The sequence below is a fragment of the Shewanella ulleungensis genome (genome assembly GCF_014648315.1).
GTDB lineage: Bacteria > Pseudomonadota > Gammaproteobacteria > Enterobacterales > Shewanellaceae > Shewanella > Shewanella ulleungensis.
On the sequence record NZ_BMQW01000002.1, the window covers coordinates 363,034 to 380,655 of the forward strand.

The 17,622-nt window shown below is 42.3% G+C and carries 15 protein-coding genes; 8 read left to right on the forward strand and 7 right to left on the reverse strand.

What is annotated here, in order from left to right:
- The first annotated feature begins 218 nt into the window (after positions 1 to 218).
- The 3 genes from IEY40_RS05340 to IEY40_RS05350 all read left to right on the forward strand — a co-directional run bounded on the left by IEY40_RS05340 (position 219) and on the right by IEY40_RS05350 (position 3,164).
- Positions 219 to 1,715, forward strand: coding sequence for an aldehyde dehydrogenase (locus tag IEY40_RS05340; RefSeq protein WP_188954070.1), 1,497 nt, complete (start codon positions 219 to 221; stop codon positions 1,713 to 1,715).
- Between the two features lie 150 nt (positions 1,716 to 1,865).
- A complete protein-coding gene (locus tag IEY40_RS05345; RefSeq protein ID WP_188954072.1) occupies positions 1,866 to 2,273 on the forward strand; it encodes a VanZ family protein in 408 nt (135 codons plus the stop codon).
- 57 nt (positions 2,274 to 2,330) lie between these two features.
- Positions 2,331 to 3,164 (forward strand): sulfurtransferase, encoded by an 834-nt coding sequence (locus IEY40_RS05350; protein WP_188954074.1) that lies wholly within the window; start codon positions 2,331 to 2,333, stop codon positions 3,162 to 3,164.
- 281 nt (positions 3,165 to 3,445) lie between these two features.
- Here the strand turns inward: IEY40_RS05350 and IEY40_RS05355 are convergent, their stop codons facing one another.
- From IEY40_RS05355 to bufA2, 3 genes are all read right to left on the reverse strand, one after another.
- Positions 3,446 to 4,255 (reverse strand): HvfC/BufC N-terminal domain-containing protein, encoded by an 810-nt coding sequence (locus IEY40_RS05355; protein WP_188954077.1) that lies wholly within the window; start codon positions 4,253 to 4,255, stop codon positions 3,446 to 3,448.
- Positions 4,256 to 4,257: 2 nt separating this feature from the next.
- On the reverse strand, positions 4,258 to 5,196 hold the full coding sequence (bufB, locus tag IEY40_RS05360; protein WP_188954079.1) for an MNIO family bufferin maturase: 939 nt from the start codon (positions 5,194 to 5,196) through the stop codon (positions 4,258 to 4,260).
- A gap of 101 nt (positions 5,197 to 5,297) precedes the next feature.
- Positions 5,298 to 5,756 carry a BufA2 family periplasmic bufferin-type metallophore gene (bufA2, locus tag IEY40_RS05365; RefSeq protein WP_188954080.1) on the reverse strand — a complete coding sequence of 153 codons (459 nt, stop codon included), beginning with the start codon at positions 5,754 to 5,756 and terminating at the stop codon, positions 5,298 to 5,300.
- 358 nt (positions 5,757 to 6,114) lie between these two features.
- Here bufA2 and IEY40_RS05370 point away from each other — a divergent pair, with 358 nt between their 5' ends.
- On the forward strand, positions 6,115 to 6,498 hold the full coding sequence (locus IEY40_RS05370) for an MAPEG family protein (protein WP_188954082.1): 384 nt from the start codon (positions 6,115 to 6,117) through the stop codon (positions 6,496 to 6,498).
- Positions 6,499 to 6,755: 257 nt separating this feature from the next.
- On the opposite strand, the gene IEY40_RS05375 is transcribed toward IEY40_RS05370, so the two are convergent.
- Positions 6,756 to 6,998, reverse strand: a complete 243-nt coding sequence (locus IEY40_RS05375) for a hypothetical protein (RefSeq protein ID WP_229777018.1) — start codon at positions 6,996 to 6,998, stop codon at positions 6,756 to 6,758.
- 107 nt (positions 6,999 to 7,105) lie between these two features.
- Here IEY40_RS05375 and IEY40_RS05380 point away from each other — a divergent pair, with 107 nt between their 5' ends.
- On the forward strand, positions 7,106 to 7,768 hold the full coding sequence (locus IEY40_RS05380; protein WP_188954084.1) for a uracil-DNA glycosylase family protein: 663 nt from the start codon (positions 7,106 to 7,108) through the stop codon (positions 7,766 to 7,768).
- A 5-nt stretch (positions 7,769 to 7,773) separates the two neighbouring features.
- Here IEY40_RS05380 and IEY40_RS05385 read toward each other — a convergent pair whose 3' ends face one another.
- Together IEY40_RS05385 and glnD are read right to left on the reverse strand one after the other, a co-directional pair.
- On the reverse strand, positions 7,774 to 8,277 hold the full coding sequence (locus IEY40_RS05385; RefSeq protein ID WP_188954086.1) for a YcxB family protein: 504 nt from the start codon (positions 8,275 to 8,277) through the stop codon (positions 7,774 to 7,776).
- 99 nt (positions 8,278 to 8,376) lie between these two features.
- Complete coding sequence (gene glnD, locus IEY40_RS05390; protein WP_188954088.1) at positions 8,377 to 11,019, reverse strand: [protein-PII] uridylyltransferase; 2,643 nt, start codon at positions 11,017 to 11,019, stop codon at positions 8,377 to 8,379.
- A gap of 77 nt (positions 11,020 to 11,096) precedes the next feature.
- Between glnD and IEY40_RS05395 the strand changes: the two genes are divergently transcribed.
- The 3 genes from IEY40_RS05395 (at position 11,097) to IEY40_RS05405 (ending at position 15,493) form a co-directional block, all read left to right on the forward strand.
- On the forward strand, positions 11,097 to 11,810 hold the full coding sequence (locus IEY40_RS05395; protein WP_188954090.1) for a pseudouridine synthase: 714 nt from the start codon (positions 11,097 to 11,099) through the stop codon (positions 11,808 to 11,810).
- A gap of 64 nt (positions 11,811 to 11,874) precedes the next feature.
- On the forward strand, positions 11,875 to 12,831 hold the full coding sequence (locus IEY40_RS05400) for a LysR family transcriptional regulator (RefSeq protein WP_188954092.1): 957 nt from the start codon (positions 11,875 to 11,877) through the stop codon (positions 12,829 to 12,831).
- 337 nt (positions 12,832 to 13,168) lie between these two features.
- Positions 13,169 to 15,493 carry an OmcA/MtrC family decaheme c-type cytochrome gene (locus IEY40_RS05405; RefSeq protein ID WP_188954094.1) on the forward strand — a complete coding sequence of 775 codons (2,325 nt, stop codon included), beginning with the start codon at positions 13,169 to 13,171 and terminating at the stop codon, positions 15,491 to 15,493.
- 522 nt (positions 15,494 to 16,015) lie between these two features.
- On the opposite strand, the gene IEY40_RS05410 is transcribed toward IEY40_RS05405, so the two are convergent.
- Positions 16,016 to 17,554 (reverse strand): MFS transporter, encoded by a 1,539-nt coding sequence (locus IEY40_RS05410; protein ID WP_188954096.1) that lies wholly within the window; start codon positions 17,552 to 17,554, stop codon positions 16,016 to 16,018.
- Between the last annotated feature and the right edge of the window lie 68 nt (positions 17,555 to 17,622).

Below are 17,622 nucleotides of genomic sequence, written 5' to 3' on the forward strand. Positions count from 1 at the left end.
TCAAAAATAATGAACGTTAAAGCGTTTTGTGTGTTTATTTAAACTAAATATGGCTATTTTGTAAAATATATTGAAAACAGCTTGCTGTTAAGCATCATCAGGTGACAATATTCAGTAATGTAACAGTGTCGATTTACCCTTAAACAGCGACACAAAAAACCTTATTTGGCATCACATGGCGCGATGCTTATCAATCCATTTATTATTTCGAGGTCACAATGAGTACTCCAACAAGTCGTAGCGATTGGGAAGCACTGGCAGCCAGTTTACAGATTAACGGCAATGCCTTTATTAACGGCCAATACCAAAGTGCCGCTTCTGGTGAGACATTTGACTGTGTCAGCCCAATCGATGGCCGCGTATTAGCTAAAGTGGCTAGCTGTGACTTAGTCGATGCAAATTTGGCTGTTGCTAATGCGCGTGAAGTTTTTGAGGCTGGGACCTGGGCAAATTTACCGCCCGTGAAGCGTAAAGAAGTGATGATTAAGTTTGCCGATTTACTCGAAGCTAACGCTGATGAAATGGCATTACTTGAAACGTTAGACATGGGTAAGCCTATTCAACATTCTAAGGGTGTTGATGTGGTGGGTGCAGCGCGCGCCATTCGTTGGTCTGGCGAAGCCATCGATAAAATCTACGATGAAATTGCACCAACAGCACATAACGAAATAGGCATGATCACTCGCGAAGCAGTGGGTGTTGTCGCGGCGATTGTACCGTGGAACTTCCCAATGATTATGGCCTGTTGGAAACTTGGGCCATCGCTTGCAACTGGTAATAGTGTTATTTTAAAACCGTCTGAAAAGTCACCGTTAACTGCTATTCGTATGGCACAGTTAGCGCTTGAAGCCGGTATTCCTGCAGGGGTCTTAAACGTGCTGCCTGGTTTTGGTCATACAGTGGGTAAAGCGTTGGCCTTGCACATGGACGTTGATACTTTAGTGTTTACCGGTTCCACCAAAATAGCAAAACAGCTGATGATTTACGCGGGCGAATCGAACATGAAACGCGTGTGGTTAGAAGCGGGCGGTAAGAGTCCTAATATTGTGTTTAATGATGCGCCAGATTTAAAAGCCGCAGCAGAAGCCGCCGCTGTCGCCATTGCCTTTAACCAAGGTGAGGTATGTACGGCAGGGTCTCGTTTGTTAGTTGAGTCTGGTGTAAAAGATGAGTTAATTGAGCTTATCATTGAAGAAATGCAAGGTTGGCAGCCTGGGCATCCACTTGACCCTAAAACCACCTGTGGCGCTATGGTAGACCAACAGCAGTTAACTAATGTACTTAATTATATTAAAGCGGGTAGCGAACAGGGTGCAACATTGATGGCTGGTGGTAAGCAGGTGATGGCTGAAACTGGTGGTATGTATGTACAGCCAACTATTTTCAGTAATGTTAAAAATGATATGCGCATTGCTAGTGAAGAGATTTTTGGCCCAGTATTATCTGTTATCGAATTTGATGGCATGGACGAAGCGATTAAGATTGCTAACGACACCATTTACGGTTTAGCGGCAGGGGTTTGGACGTCTAACTTAAGCAAAGCACATAAAACCGCTAAAGCACTGCGTAGTGGTATGGTGTGGATTAATCATTACGATGGCGGCGACATGACTGCACCATTTGGTGGTTATAAACAGTCAGGCAATGGCCGTGACAAGTCATTACATGCGTTTGATAAATATACCGAATTAAAAGCCACTTGGATTGCTCTATAGCGGTTATCATCTCCGAGATTTAACAAAAGCCCTTTAGCAATAGAGGGCTTTTTTATTAAGTAAAATTAACGCCTCTTTCTGATATCTTCGCGTAGACTGAATTTTAGTTCGTTACCTAAAATTTCAACCTTTATGCATGGATGACGCTATATGACCCATACTCTATTTTCTCGATTGGCCATCTTTGTTGCCGCTGGTTTTTTCTGTTTTATTATATGGATCATTTATTTAGCTAACACGGGTGGTGGCAGCATTTTTTTCGAGTTAATCCGTTACATTCCTTATGGCGATAAAGTTGGCCATATGCTGTTATTTGGACTATTAACATTTGTAGCCAATTTAGCGTTACAGAGTCGACACTTTCTGCTTGGACGTATTCCGCTTTATTACGGTGCTGTGCTAGTGTCAATATTCGTCTTGAGTGAAGAAATCAGCCAGGGCTTTATTCCATCAAGAACATTAGACATCATCGATTTAATCGCAGATGCAGTAGGTATTACTTTATTCAGTTATTTAAGCTGCGTAACTCAGCGTTATATTGATAAACAGCGGCAATAACACACTGAGTTAGCATCCTTTGGGTTTAACCATATAGTGAACATAGAGAGGTATAATGTGAATTCTCCTTTAGTGACCACAGATTGGCTGGCGTTACATCTTGAAGATCCAGATCTCGTCATACTCGATGCCAGCATGGAAGTTGTGCTGGGTAAAGAGCCACTGGTATACGATGAGCTATATGTCATCCCCGGTGCAATATCATGCCAAATTGATAAGCTACTATTTGATCACCTTTCACCACAAACCCACGCGATGCCAACCCCTGAACAATTCACCCATGCCGCGCAAATCTTGGGTATCACTCATAATAACACCGTAGTTATTTACGATGACCAGGGTATTTATTCATCGCCACGCGCCTGGTGGACATTAAAAGCCATGGGATTTGAAAAAGTGTTTGTGCTTGATGGCGGACTACCGCAGTGGCGTGCAGAAGGTAAGGACACTGTGCGTCAATTTGCTAGCCCAATTCAGGCCGGCGATATAAAAGGGCGTTTATTACAACATAAGATATGTGACACCGAATTTGTATTAACTCATCTTGGTCATGCCAATGTAGATATTATTGATGCCCGCGCAGCAGGACGCTTTAATGGTACATCACCCGAACCTCGTGTTGGCATGCGCAGTGGTCATATTCCTGGCTCGTTAAACTTGCCGTTTGCTCAGGTGCTCAATGGCTTTAAAATGAAGTCGACTAAAGAGCTGCACACCATTTTTGCTAATCTTGATACCAGCAATAATGCCCAACGTGTGTTCACTTGTGGCTCTGGTATCACCGCATGTATTTTGATTTTAGCCTCGTATGTTGCAGGCCATCATCAAGCTGCGTTATACGATGGCTCATGGGCAGTTTGGGGCGGAGATGCAGCACTGCCTATAGAGTAGAGTTCAATATCAATGTCATCTCGGGAATGCTTATATTTACAGTCATTCCCGAAAATCTGTTAATCGGGAATCCAGGTGTTGTTTTTGGCTTATGGCCTACAGTCACTAACGCTTAAGCGCGCAAGGGTGCTATTAGATTATGGCCTACGGCACTATCGTCGTGGTCGCAGGCCGTAGATAAATAAATACAAACACCTTGTTCCCGGTTCAAAGCATTTCAGGGACGACGAGAAGGTAGGCAGTTATAAAGCTTTGCCCAGAAATGAGTTAACGTAAATTAGCTACTTACTCACTATCGCTCGAACTAAGCCACGTTGAAACCAGGTTTGCATGGTTTGCAGTACCATCATTGGCGCAGATTTCTCGTCGCGCCATTGCAGCATTTGTTCGCACTGCTCGGCAAAGTTATTGCCCTGAATAAAGCCGAGTAACAGCGCATGTTGCTCAGTTGATAACGAAACAAACTCGGTTAAGCGCGACTCTCCCCGCCATAGTAACCATGCTCTAGGCGATTCATAGTCCGGCGCTGGTGGCGCTGTGTCTATTTTCAATGCTTGCCAGGCTTCGACGGCATTACTGTTACATGTAAATATTTGTACGCTGGGATGAAAACGTAAACAGCAATTGGGCCACAATTCTGGTGACATAGCCTGTAAGTCACTAAAGCTTGCTCGGGCGCAGTCTGCAGCATCAAATGCATTAAGTAACCTGCGCTCAAATCGTGCTAAATCGGCAATAATAGGATGCTGTTTAAAAAACGTGTCTTGTTGTAAAAAATCTGGGAGCCCATCACAGAATTGGCGTAAAGATTTATTGGTTGATGGAAATTGACGGGTATAGTCGGCGGCCATTTTATCGAATAAATCGTCACCCAAATACAACCCCAGCAGCTGATGGTCGGTTTCAATGGTTTCCTTTAAGCGGATCCGGTAAGCATTGGCATAAATTTGTAAGCGATCATTGGCGTTGATCCCCGCTTGTTCAGAGACATTAGCTTTCATCACCGACTGAATGTGTCCGTATTGTGTATCCGAACCATCTGACAATAAATACTGCATAAATTGCTGTTGAATTTCAGCTAAACGACTCATGTTTATGCCCTAACTTTTTGTGATGAACTGTGATTAGTGTTGATGAGCTGATTTAAGTCATCCAGTGAGCGAGTGCCAAATTGTGAGCGTGCAAGGGCTGGGTCATCGGGTAACGTTAACTGAGCAATATGTTTCGCTTCGAGTAATTCATTATATAACGCGGGGAAGTCAGGAATATTCGCGTCACGTTCAATCATGGTGCTAACCGCGCCAAAGCGCTCTAGTGCTGCTTGGTAAAGTGTCCAAACAGACGGTGGCACATCATGGTCGTGAGTATCAATAACATAATCCCCAAAGTCGCTATGGCCTGCTAAATGGAATTGTTGTACCCGGCGAGGGTCGATTTTTTTAAGGTAGTCGAGCGGATTAAAATGATGATTGCGGGCGCTGACATAAATGTTATTAATGTCGAGTAATACTAGGCAATCAGCCGCTTCTGCGACCTGACTTAAAAAATCCCACTCGTCCATGGTCGAGTCTTGATATGACAAATAACTCGATACGTTTTCCAGTAATATTCGACGGCCTAAAAAGTCCTGCACAATACGAACTCGCTCAGCAACATGCTTAACGGTTTCTTCGGTATAAGGCAGTGGTAGTAAATCATGGCTATTGACGCCGTGAATTGAGGTCCAGCAAATATGGTCTGAAATCCATTTAGGTTGAATGTCGTTACTCAGTTTTTTGAGGGCTTTAAGGTAATCCATATCTATAGGATCTGTGCTACCTATAGACATTGAGACACCGTGCATCACAACAGGATATTGCTCGGCAATGGCTTGTAAATAATATCGGGGTTTACCGCCCGCAACTAGGTAGTTTTCAGATAATACTTCAAACCAGTCTATATCGGGTTGGTGTTGTAAAATATGTTCAAAATGGTCAGTTCGTAAGCCTAAACCAAATCCGAGAAAGTCTTCTGTTATAACTGTATTTGGCATTGGGTACCCTGTCATTGCGAACAAATTGGTAATGAATAAAAGGCTGATGACGTTCAAATTAAATAGTGAGAAGCCATCAGCCTTGTGAGTTTTATTGATTACTAGCTAACGTTACCGCCAATATCAGCACAAGATTTAGCAGTAGTGTTTACAAAGCCAGTACCTTTACAGCTTGCCATACCGCCACAAGCGTTATCGGCACCTTTGCAATCGTTATGGCCTTTACATACGTTAACGCCGTAACAATGTACTAGGTCTGCTTTAGTGACCTTGCCAACCCAATCATCTTTTTGTGAGCCGCCCACATCTGCACACGCTTTTGATGGCATGCCAACAAAGCCAGTACCTTTACAACTCGCTTGACCGCCACAGGCATTGTCAGCTGTTTTACAATCGTTGTGACCCTTACAGACGTTAACGCCGTAACAATGAACTAAATCTGTTTCACCAGCAGCCATTGGTGCACTAGTGGTCTCTGCCGCCATTGCATGACCTGATAAACTGGCCATAGCCAATGCGAGTGCTGCGCCAGTTAAGCTGGTTTGTGCTTTGGTATTCATATTGTCTTCCTTACAATGTTGATAGTGTGATTACTGCTTATTATTGTTGACTCGTGACAAGTTTGATTTGCTGCAGCTACCACACTTGTTAGGAGTTATTAGTATTGACCGTTAAGTCACTTAATATCTTTCACGTAAAAGTGTAGGTAAGTAATTTATTTGCGGGGGGCGATTTACATTTATTAACGAATTTAATTAAAAATTTAATTTAACTCGTTAATAAAATTAGAAAATAAATGTTAGTTTTTATTGAGAGAAATAGAATACTGTTTAAATATCATTAGATGTTAAGCTAGCCAAACAATGACAAAAATCGTCAAAGAAGGCGATTTATAATTAACCAAAATGAAGGGATACCATGCAAACCATTTTGATTTGTTTACTAATAGCAATGTTACTGCCATATGCCGCTAAAGTGCCTGTTGCGATGGCAATGGCTAAGTTAGGCCGTTATGACAATAACCATCCGCGCGCGCAGCAAGCGCAATTAACTGGTTTTGGCGCGCGAGCCGTGGCAGGGCATCAAAATGCATTTGAGTCTTTAATCGTTTTTGGCATAGCAGTGCTAACAGCATTAATCACCAATAACGTTACTGATGTGGTGGCGCTATTGGCCATAGTACATGTTGTGGCTCGAGTGGTTTACCATGCAATGTATTTACTCAATTATGGCACGTTACGCTCTTTGTCATGGTTTGTAGCTATTGGCGCGTCGATAGCGATTTTTTGCCAGGCTTTTTAACGTAGGGTCTATTGACCTTTTAAGGTTGTTTTTGCAGCTAATTGTTACATATACAACTGCGCGACAGATATTTTGAGGTGTAGTTATTTTACGCAAAAAGTCGTAACGCCGTAAAAATGGTCAACAAACGTTGTTCGAAAAGGTTGGCTAAAAACGTTTTAATCTCTAACAAAATTCAACCAGCAACGACTAACAGACCCTAATAATAAAAAACGCCTTAACGGCGTTTTTTTCATTACGGTATAGTGGTTTTGTGCTTAATCTAGGCTGGTTATACGTTCATAACCCATTTCAGTTAATTGGTCGTTTACGCAATCTAATAAAAAGGAAGCGATCTCAGCTTCAGGTAATTGGTCTTCAAGCGCGATTTGTTGGCAGGCTTGCTTTAGTGAAGCAACATCTTTAACGGACGCTTGTGGTAATGCGTTTGCTGTAAAACTAAGAGCAACGCAACTTGTAAATATTGTCGCAAGGGTAAGGCGGGTCATTGTGGATTGCATGGTTGTTCCTTCTTGGAGAACTTTGTTATTTTGACAAATACTACTGTAGCTTAGTTCCTTTGGATAGAGCGTAAAAAGGCTTTTATCGTAAATTAGGTAATAATTTTATGACCAATTTTGAGGTGCTGCTTTATCAGGTTAATCAATGTCAGTATTGTGCGGCACAGTTAACTGGCGGTGTGCGCCCTGTGGTGCAACTCGATCCTCAAGCAAAGGTGTTAATCATTGGTCAGGCACCAGGGCGGAAAGTGCATGAAACAGGCATTCCTTTTAATGATGCCAGTGGCGACAGGTTGCGTGAATGGTTGGGCGTCAGCCGTGAGGTATTTTATGATGCTAAGCAGATTGCTATTATGCCAATGGGCTTTTGTTATCCGGGCAGTTATACCGCAGCGACTGCCAAGAAAGGTCAGTCTGGCGATTTACCGCCAAGGCCTGAGTGCGCACCTAAATGGCACTCGTTATTACTCGCTCAGTTAACGCAAGTGCAATTAGTGTTATTGGTTGGTCAATATGCTCAACAGTATTATTTAAGCCATCAGCATTTAACAACTAATGAGCTAGCCAGTAGCGAGCTAACCAACCATCCGTTAATTAACAAACCTAAAACGCTCACAGAAACAGTAAAACAATGGCGCAGCTTTGGGCCTCATTTTGTCCCTCTGCCACATCCCAGTCCGCGAAATAATATCTGGCTGAGCCGTAATCCTTGGTTTGAACAGGATGTGCTCAGCCATATTCAGCAGCGCGTTCGTCAAGCATTAGCTTAACTTGTTTACGCTTGTTTGCTGGCGATAAACGCAATACTTGTAGCGTCTAAACAGCGTTTAGATAAGTAGGTAGTGCTTTTTTGTAAGGCAATCAAAAAGCCTGCTTCAGTCTGGGTGACACGATAAACATCAGTCCATAAAATCTGTTGATTCACATGAGTTGATTGACTGTGGATGCCGTTATCGTCGATGGCCAGTGTAACTGTGTCTCCAGCAGCTTTACTCATCATTTGTCGCCATAACCACCAGGTCTTTTTAAAGCGAATACTTAGCCATTCAACCACGGCTAACCCAATAAAGAAATAACCTAAATAGTAAGTTTCTTTACTGCTAACGGCTAGCTGACTGATGTTATCGAACAGCAATATACCTAAACCAATCACCGCAAAAATTACGGTTTTAAGGTATTGCTTGGGATGAGTTTTTGGGCTGACTGATTGAGTAAAGCATTCTTCAAAGTAAGCTTTATCGAGTACATATTCGCTGGTGTACGTAAACGCTGATGACATGATGACCTAAAATCGACAATGGAATTACTGTAATTATCGCATAGCCATTGGTTTGCTCAAAGCAAAGTGCAAACCAATGGCTAACCCGTTGTATCTTAGTTAACCCGTGATGGCATTAACTAACGCTACAGACAGTTGTTGTTGCTCATCTGCCGTTAATTGCTGGTCTTGTTTATTGGATATTGAGAACACGTTATCTGCTCGTTCACCAACCGTACTGATAGTCGCTGAGTGAATGTTTAGGTCGAGTGTTCTAAATGCACTGGCGATTTGCTCCATAAAGTCACTGGTGTCTAATGCTGATACATTGACTAAAGTGCGCGTCGATTTACGTGAATGCAAAAACTCGATACTCGGTTGATTGTCGAAACTTTGATGGCGCCTAGATTCACGCTTTTTGGGGAGAGCGATATCGTTGTCTAACACTTGATGTAATTTGTTCATCACCTGTTTACGGCGTTGGGCGCTGGTGATCGGTTTCTCATCAAAGTCGAGCACTTTAAAGGCTTCAACGACATAACCATCTTTCGTGCGGGCAATTTGCGCCTGCTTCACCGAAATACGCAGTGCCGCTAGAGTATTAAATAATTTAACAAATAACCCATGCCTATCTTTTGTGTAAACAAACACATCACTACAGCCTTTAACTACAGCGTCATCGAGTAAAATTAAGGTGTTGTATTCTCCATCAACAACTGGGGTTTGGTTATGCTGTAAGATGGCTTGAGTGTATCTGGCAATATCTTCAGCTTCGGCATTGCTAAAAAACGCAATGGGTAACCGTTTCCACAAGGTTTTAATTTCTGTTGTTGTGGCTTCGTTGGCACTTAACAGGTTGAGGGCTTCTTGCTTATGCTCACGTACCAGGGTACGAATTTGCAGTACATTCTCAAAACCGCCACGTAATGCCTTACGGGTAATAAAGTACAAATCTTTTAACAGTGAGGCTTTCCAATCGTTCCATAAGTCATCGTTAGTTGCTTGAATATCAGCAATGGTGAGGCAATATAAGGCATCTAAGCGAGTTAATGTGCCAACTTTTTTGGCAAAGCTGTTCACGACTTCTGGGTCGTAAATGTCCATACGCTGAGAGGTGATAGACATGAGTAAATGGTTTTCTACCAACCAACTAATCAGTTTTTGTTGCGACACTTTTAAACCATGAAATATTGCAAACATGTTGGCATCTACCGCGCCTAGCTCGCTGTGGTCGCCACCACGCCCTTTGGCTAAATCATGAAATAATGCCCCAAATAGCAAGGTCGATTTGTTGGACATTTTCTGGTAAATATCTGCGGCTAACGCTAAATCTTTATCAAGCGTTTTAATGTCTTTACCGTAGGCGTAAATGTTTTTAAGCACTTTATGGGTGTGCTCATCGACCGTGTAAGCATGGAATAAATCAAATTGCATTTGGCCGACGACTTCACGCCACTGCGGTAGATAAGACGCCAAAATACCATGCTGGTGCATTAATGTGATGGCTAATCCCATGCCTTGAGGATGGTTGAAAATAGCTTTAAATTGTTCGCGACAACGTTGAAAATCTTGCAAGTCGCCCATTAAACGACGTCTCACTTGGCGAAGTGAACGCAAGGTTTCAGCGGTAATACCGATAATTTTGTCATGATGGATAGCGATAAATTCAAATAGCGCCATGATTTGAGTACGGTCAATAAATACAGTTTCATCTCGTACATGAATGTATTGGTCGACAATTTCAAAGTTATCGTTAATCGGGATTATTTGCGGGTTGAGTTGCGGAATAATTTCTCGCTGAAAATAGGCCATTAAAATTTTGTTTAATTCACCAATGCGTTTCATTGCCCTAAACAGCTGACGCATCATTTTTTCAATTGCAATGTTGCCGCTCTCACCGTTTGGCATTCCATCACCAAAGCCCATTAATTTAGCGACTTCAGCTTGATGTTGCAGCAATAAACGATTTTCTGAGCGTTGGGCGGCTTGATGTAAAGCAAAGCGAACTCTAAATAAAAAGTGCTGACATTCCATTAACTCTGAGTATTCATCATTGGTTAAAAAGCCAAAGCGTCGTAATGACTGCATGCTGGCAACGCCAAAATGTTTGCGGGCAACCCATGTAAGAGTTTGAATGTCGCGAATACCGCCAGGGCTAGTTTTTAAATTGGGTTCAATACTAAATGATGTTCCTTGAGCTTTGGCGTGGCGCTCTTGTTGCTCGCTCAATTTGGCATTAAAAAACGCTTGGCTTTGCCATAAATTCTGGCCATATAATGCATCTAGCACAATTTGCTGGTGGTCTGTATTACCATATAAATGACGTATTTCGAGTAAGCTGGTGGCTATGGTTACATCGTCTTTACAGGCTTGAAATGTGTCATCTAGGCTACGAACTGCGTGACCTAAATCGAGGCCGATGTCCCACAATTGTGTTAAAAAATCACTGACTTTTGCCCCGTCAGTTGCAGATAGCTGTCCGTCGTGAATGATGCAGATATCAATGTCTGAAAACGGATGTAATGTTTGCCGGCCATAACCGCCAACGGCATTGAGTGAAATATGGCTGTTGTCGAGGTTCAGTGCTTGCCAGAGCTGGCATAAAAGTGCATCGAAAAACTGCGATCGCTTATTCAAGGTGTCATTGATTGCACTTTGAAAAATGTTCTCTTGTAAAAATAGGTCCAGTGACTTGATCGACTGTTTAAATTCTGCCGTGGTCATGTCTGGGCGCAAATCTGTACTAGCAGGTTGCGAAAGCATGTTACTCCTTATGAATGTAGTCCTGTTACAGAATAAGGTATTCTTAATAAAATTGGTATCACTCTTAATGAGGTTTTATGGCGTCTAAGCGTGGTCGGTTAGATCAGTTTATTGCTCGAGCGTTACAAGTGTCAAAAAAAGCGGTTCGTCAGTTATTGATTGATAATAAAGTGTGGGTTGATGGAAAAGTTGCCAAATCACCAGACTTACACATTGATGAATTTAGCCATATTGTCTGTAATGATGCGGTATTGCAGCAATACGAAAAACAATATTACATGCTGAATAAACCTGACGGTGTAGTGAGTGCAACCATAGATGATAAGCACCCAACGGCACTGAGTTTACTTATGGGCATTGATCCCGCCATGTTTCATATTGCCGGGCGACTAGATTTACATTCAACCGGCTTATTATTAATGACTAATGATGCTAGGTGGTCTGCTGCACTGATGGCGCCAGATCATAAAGTCGATAAGCAGTATCTGGTTACATTAGCGAACCCAATTGATGAGAGTTATATCGATGCCTTTGCTAATGGGATGTATTTTGAGTTTGAAGACATCACCACATTGCCTGCGCAATTAACGATACTGTCGACGCATCAGGCAAGGGTGGTACTGCGTGAAGGAAAGTACCATCAAATTAAGCGCATGTTTGGCCGTTTTCGCAATCCTGTGGTTGCTTTGCATCGTGAATCGGTTGGGCAAATTATACTCGATAACACCCTATTGCCGGGTGAATATCGTGTATTAACACAAGCTGAAGTAGATTGCATAATTCAGCACTAGATCAACTTTTTATTGTTTGTATCATGCTAATTTATGCTCATCTTTACAGCTCGTTAGGTGACATGTGGATTTACAAGCCTTAAAAAAAGTCAGTGAACTAGATGTGTTTAGTTTAATGGTGTTTAAAATTATTTATGAAACCGGTTTTGCCAATATAGCGGCTAAAGAACTCAGCGTTTCTGCACCTAAAATTAGCCGTTGCTTAACTTCATTGCGGATTATTTTTAATGATGAGCTGTTTTTCCGCCGTCAACAAGGGCTTAAACCAACACCATTAGCTGAGCGTTTATATCAACCAATTTGCCAGTTGTGCGATATGTTGAGTCAAATTGAGAGAGTTGTTGAAGATAAGGCTAATCTTCAACAACGTTCTGTACTTCATGTTGCTGTGTCGCCGAGTATTATTACCAGTGTCGCAGTAGCCTTGAGCTCTTGTCCACGCGATATTATTGGCAAAGTTAAGTTACATAGCTGGCAACCTGATACCGAAGAGCTTATTTATAATGGGGATTTAGATTTTGGAATTGGCTTTGAAACCCAAGATACCCATGGATTAGAAGCCCATCCGATTGGCTGTGTAACCTCGCTATGTGTGGTCGGTAACCGTCAACATGCATTTTGGAACACTGCTGAACCTATCAAGCTAGAAGATATTATTCAGTATTCAATCGTGTATTTACGTTGTCGTGGATTTAATAACCGTATTGATCCATTAGAGCTTTATTGCCAAACCGAAGGCTTACTTTTAGAAGACATTGAGTGCGTTAAAAAACTCGAAGATTGGTATTGGCATATGCTTACAATGGACAGTTTAGCATTAACCATTTGCCATGAAGGTTCCTTTGCGCAACAAATTCCTCAACTGCGAGTTGAGCGTTTGCCTGACTCTGAGTTTGAACGACTTAACTCTGTGATGCCTATGCCAAATTACTGTTTAATTGAACGAGCAGAGCATTACCGTCGTTATTCAGCAGATGTGAAACAAATGATAATTGATATCACTCGTTCGTTACTGGCTTGATTAATGTTTTTGTAATATAAGCATATTAGTGACCGCTTATTTGCTGGGATTGCGTTAAGTGGAACTGGTTTTTTTAAATAAAATCAATTGTTTAAGTGTGTTTTTTGTTGTTGATCATATTTGAAATTCTTTTTTTATACTTCGAATACCTCTTTAGGGTTACAAGATGTGAAACTGGCTATTTCATATTTTGGGATACTCAAAAGTAAAATCACTAATTTCTGTTAACGAATTTGCAACCAAGCATCACAGGTTTGTTACACCACGCGGGTATTTTTCTCTAAATCCTTATATTTTATATGTGTAAAACCTACACATTTAAATCGGGGGATTTAAAATGAAAAAATATAATAGAACGTTACTTGCTGCGGCATTCATTGCCGCTTTTGGTTTAGCAGGATGTGGTTCTGACGGCAGTGATGGTGCCGACGGAGCTGCTGGTACACCTGGTGCTGATGGTTCCGATGGTTCTGATGGCGTTTCTGCTGGCTTAACAGTCACAACCGTTAACAATGCATATGATTTTAACTTGCAACTTGACCCAGCAGATATTGTTGTGGTCGGAAGCGATCCTTTTAGTATTAAATTTACCGTATCTGGAATAGGTACTGGTAATGCAGATATGCCATTCTCTGGTCTTGAGAGAGTTGCACTATATGTCACCAGTCAGTCTGAGAATACTACTGACAGCGGTGCGCCAATGTTATGGACTAACCATGCGTTAGCCAATGACTTTGGTAGCAGCATGTACTGTAACTTAACCGGTAGCACTACAGCGCGTGATGGCTCTGTGGTAAATGCATGTACGTTAACAGAAGATACTGCAAACCCAGGTACCTACATTGGTACATGGACTCACGAAGGCAATGCGCCAGTTGTATTAGCCGATGGTGATGCTAATGATTTAGTTCGTGTGATGATCCGCACCTATGATGTTGTAGATGCTGATGGTACAGATATCAGTGATAAAATTTTATCAACACCGATTGATTTTATTCCTGCTACTGGTGAGCTTGCTGTATCGCAAAAAGACTCTGTGTCTAATGCTGCATGTATCCAGTGTCACGGTGAATTAACTGGCTATGATGAAGATGATCAACGTATTTCAAAAATCGCTGCTCATCATAACTACCAAAAAGTTGAAAACTGCGTAGCGTGTCATAACCCTGCTTATGCAGCTGATCAAAATGATGCTGAATTAGGCTTTAATCCTAACTTCAATGCCATGATCCATACTATTCATGCTGGTGGACATCTTGCTGAATGGGGTGTGTTACAAGGTGATGCAGAAGCGTTTGCTGAAGTTCATTTCCCTACGGAATTGAATGAATGTACTGCTTGTCATGATAATGGCGATCAGTGGAAAGAGAACATTTACCGTGAAGCGTGTGTTGGCTGTCACGTAACTGTTAATTTCGAAACTGGTGTAGGTCATTCTGATTATGAAATACCACAGGCTGATGATTCACAATGTATGAATTGTCATGTTGGCGGATTAAGTCCTGCAACTGCGCATAAAGTGGGTAAACGTGCAGAATATGCAGACCTATTAACTGTAGACTTTACCAGTATCACTGCTGTTACATCAGCAACTGCCGGTATGCAAACGTTGACAATTAAAGCCGATGTTACCATGAATGGAGTGGTTATTCCTGATGGTACAAGTTTAGCTACTTACAATGCCACAAGTAACCCTACTGGTATGTTACCAGCTAACGGTTTACTTATCGGTAATGTTGATGCTACAGGTAAAGTTAATTCGTGGCGTGATCTTAGCATTAGCCTAAACCTAGCGAGTGGTACCTTATCTGGTGGTGTGCTTACCATTGTAAAAGATGTACCAGACGCACAAGCAACGGGCACAATATATATTGGTTCAGAAGCAAATGTGTGTGTTAAAGCAGGTAAGGTCGCTAGTTGTGGTGAAGATGACTTAGAGTATGGATACGACACTCCAATTGGTAACACTTCTTCAATTAAGTACTTTGATCTTGCTGGTGACGCTGTAAACCTAATGCGTACAACTGATGCTGACCGTATTACTGTTACAGAAGCTAAGTGTAACTCTTGTCATGGCACACTTGATTATATCAAGGGCTACAGACATGGTACTTATACTTTTGACCAATGCCAAAACTGTCACAACGAAACTAACGGCGCTTCAGGCCATGATGCATCATGGACAAAAGGTGAAGATGGTTCAACAGTGATTACTCCTGATGTTTCTTATGATAACAAAGATTTAGTTACAGTATCTCACCGTTTCCACAGCGGTAACTGGAACACAATCGAAGGTATCTACAGAGATTACACTGGAGAACTTATTGGTTACCCAAGCCCTGAAACAGATTGCGCAGCCTGTCACAAAGATGGCGCGACATTCTTTGCTGATGATGGTGGATTAACTTCTGGTAAGCGTGCAATTAAAGTTGGTGCAACGTCTACTAATGCAGGTTATTACATCTCTCCAGTGGCTGAATCATGCCGTAGCTGTCACGCTCACGCAGATGGTGCTGCACTTGCTCACTTTAAGAGTAATGGCGCTGTCGTAGAGTCTGACGCAATGACTGATTCAGATCTACCTGTGGAATCATGTGCAACTTGTCACGCTGAAGGTAAAACTTACGGTCTTGATAAAGTTCACTCTAGTACTTCACACTAAGGTGTTAAATAACACAATTTCTTAATCATCACTTAAGAAACTAAGCAAGAGGGAGGCAGCAATGCTTCCCTCTTTTTTTGTTTGTTTTTCATTCATAAGTGCAGCTAGGGTCGCTACGTATCTAGGGCGGACGTTGTCTTGCTAGGGGCGCTTTGCTGCTAGAGCGGACTTCGTCCTGCTAGGTCGCTTCGTAGCTAGTACGGACGTTGTCTTGCTAGGGTCGTTTCGCTGCTAGGACGGACGTTGTCTTGCTAGGGTCGCTTCGCTGCTAGGGCGGACGTTGTCCTGTTTGGGTCGCTTTGCTGCTAGGACGGACGTTGTCTTGCTACTGGCGCTTTGCTGCTAGGATGTTATAGACTCTAGCCGCGCAGCGTCCTAGCAGCGTAGCGCTCTAGGTTCTAGACTCTAGCTTTAGACTCAAGAGTGGTCGTAATTTTATCGTAGATACAAAAAGGAGGCATTGCTGCCTCCCTTTATTAGTATTGTGGTTTTATTGCAGCACTCATCGAGTGCTATTAGCGATTACGCTGCCGCTTGTTGACGCTGCATGGTCAACAACCATTTACCGTAAATAAAGATACCCACAGCCGAAATGATTCCGATAGCGGCAATGATATACCATGCCATACCAATGTTATTGGCTTCATAAAGCATATGCGTTAATGGTTGTGCTTCCATACCGGTAATATCGACTAAACGCATAAAGGCTTCACCTTGTGGAATCGCATCAACGTCGGTTTGGCTCATGCCACGGCTGACTAATTCATTACGCGAGATAATCTCTTTAGATGCATAAATTTGATATAGCTTAGGGGCAAAGTAGCCTTCTAATGTCCAACCAATCCCTTGCGGTAACATGACAAAGCCTAAATACATGGCTTTTTTACCTTCAGGGGCAATATTACCCATGAATTCGTTTTTCTTCGGGCTAATCATCATTTCACCGAAAGAGAACATCACAATGGCTAAAACAATCATCCACGCAGCATTAAATGCACCGACCAACATAATCGCGGCAATACTTAAAATACATCCTACTAACATCGCGGTAGTAATGCGGTACTTTGCCGTAAATGCAGCGACTAAAAAGCAGGTGGTCATGATCATGCCAGCATTAAGGTTTAGCATGCCCTCAGGCATCACTTTGGTGCCGTCATTGTTTAGGCCAAGCCAGAACTGCAATATGCCGTTGCTGGTGCCTTCAGGGCCAAATAATGAGGTGACAATAATGCTGGTATCAACCCATTCGGCAATATGAATAGGCAGTACGTCAAATAACGAGTTATACAAAAACCAAAAGCCAGCAAACACTAACATGTAGTAAAGCACGATCGGCTTTTTCAGCTCATGCAGTGCATCTTTCCATAACGCTTCTTGCTGAATTTCACCTGATTTTATTTTTGCAGCTCTCGCTAAACGCTCATCTTTACCAGGTTCTTTATAAGCCAATAAAAATAAGAAGTTAAATGAGATAATTGCAGCGCAGGCATAAAACACATTGTCCCAAGACAGTTGGCGCATATGCACTGCAACTAACGGTCCTAAGAAACCACCGATATTAACCACTTGATAGAAAATGCCCCACGCCATAGAGGTGTTTTCGCGCTTTGTCGACAGCACGAGCGTACCTTGAATACCGGGTTTAAATACCCCAGTACCAGCAGCAAGCAGCATGGCTCCGGCTAAAAATCCCCAAAAGTCTGGGAATATAGCCATGGTGAGATAACCCATAATTTTGATAATGGTAGAAACAAAAATGGTTTCTTTATAGCCGACACGATCTGAAATACCACCAGTAAACACCGGGATAAAGGTTTGTAACATAGCCCATACAGCAATGATGATGCCGTAATCGTGTAAGTCGATGCCTAAGCCACCCTCTGACACGGGTGATTTAGCATACAAGCCCGCGGAGGCTTTTACACCGTAATAAGCTATTCGCTCAACCAGCTCCATGCCGCCTACAAGCCAAAATATATAACCTAAACTGGTGATCGAAGCCCACATCCCCAGTTGTTTTACTTCACGCAGGTCGTTGCCCGAATGCGAGTTAGTGCTCATAAGTCACCCTTATTATTGTGTATTAAGTTAACGCCAGACACTCTACCTAAGTTCTGAGAAAATATCCA

Bases quoted from the DNA above. Each gene is read 5' to 3' on its own strand.
- bufB (WP_188954079.1), bottom strand. From the start codon at position 5,196: ATGCCAAATACAGTTATAACAGAAGACTTTCTCGGATTTGGTTTAGGC.
- glnD (WP_188954088.1), bottom strand. From the start codon at position 11,019: ATGCTTTCGCAACCTGCTAGTACAGATTTGCGCCCAGACATGACCACG.
- IEY40_RS05340 (WP_188954070.1), top strand. From the start codon at position 219: ATGAGTACTCCAACAAGTCGTAGCGATTGGGAAGCACTGGCAGCCAGT.
- IEY40_RS05380 (WP_188954084.1), top strand. From the start codon at position 7,106: ATGACCAATTTTGAGGTGCTGCTTTATCAGGTTAATCAATGTCAGTAT.
- IEY40_RS05375 (WP_229777018.1), bottom strand. From the start codon at position 6,998: ATGCAATCCACAATGACCCGCCTTACCCTTGCGACAATATTTACAAGT.
- IEY40_RS05405 (WP_188954094.1), top strand. From the start codon at position 13,169: ATGAAAAAATATAATAGAACGTTACTTGCTGCGGCATTCATTGCCGCT.
- IEY40_RS05410 (WP_188954096.1), bottom strand. From the start codon at position 17,554: ATGAGCACTAACTCGCATTCGGGCAACGACCTGCGTGAAGTAAAACAA.
- IEY40_RS05355 (WP_188954077.1), bottom strand. From the start codon at position 4,255: ATGAGTCGTTTAGCTGAAATTCAACAGCAATTTATGCAGTATTTATTG.
- IEY40_RS05395 (WP_188954090.1), top strand. From the start codon at position 11,097: ATGGCGTCTAAGCGTGGTCGGTTAGATCAGTTTATTGCTCGAGCGTTA.
- bufA2 (WP_188954080.1), bottom strand. From the start codon at position 5,756: ATGAATACCAAAGCACAAACCAGCTTAACTGGCGCAGCACTCGCATTG.
- IEY40_RS05345 (WP_188954072.1), top strand. From the start codon at position 1,866: ATGACCCATACTCTATTTTCTCGATTGGCCATCTTTGTTGCCGCTGGT.
- IEY40_RS05385 (WP_188954086.1), bottom strand. From the start codon at position 8,277: ATGTCATCAGCGTTTACGTACACCAGCGAATATGTACTCGATAAAGCT.
- IEY40_RS05370 (WP_188954082.1), top strand. From the start codon at position 6,115: ATGCAAACCATTTTGATTTGTTTACTAATAGCAATGTTACTGCCATAT.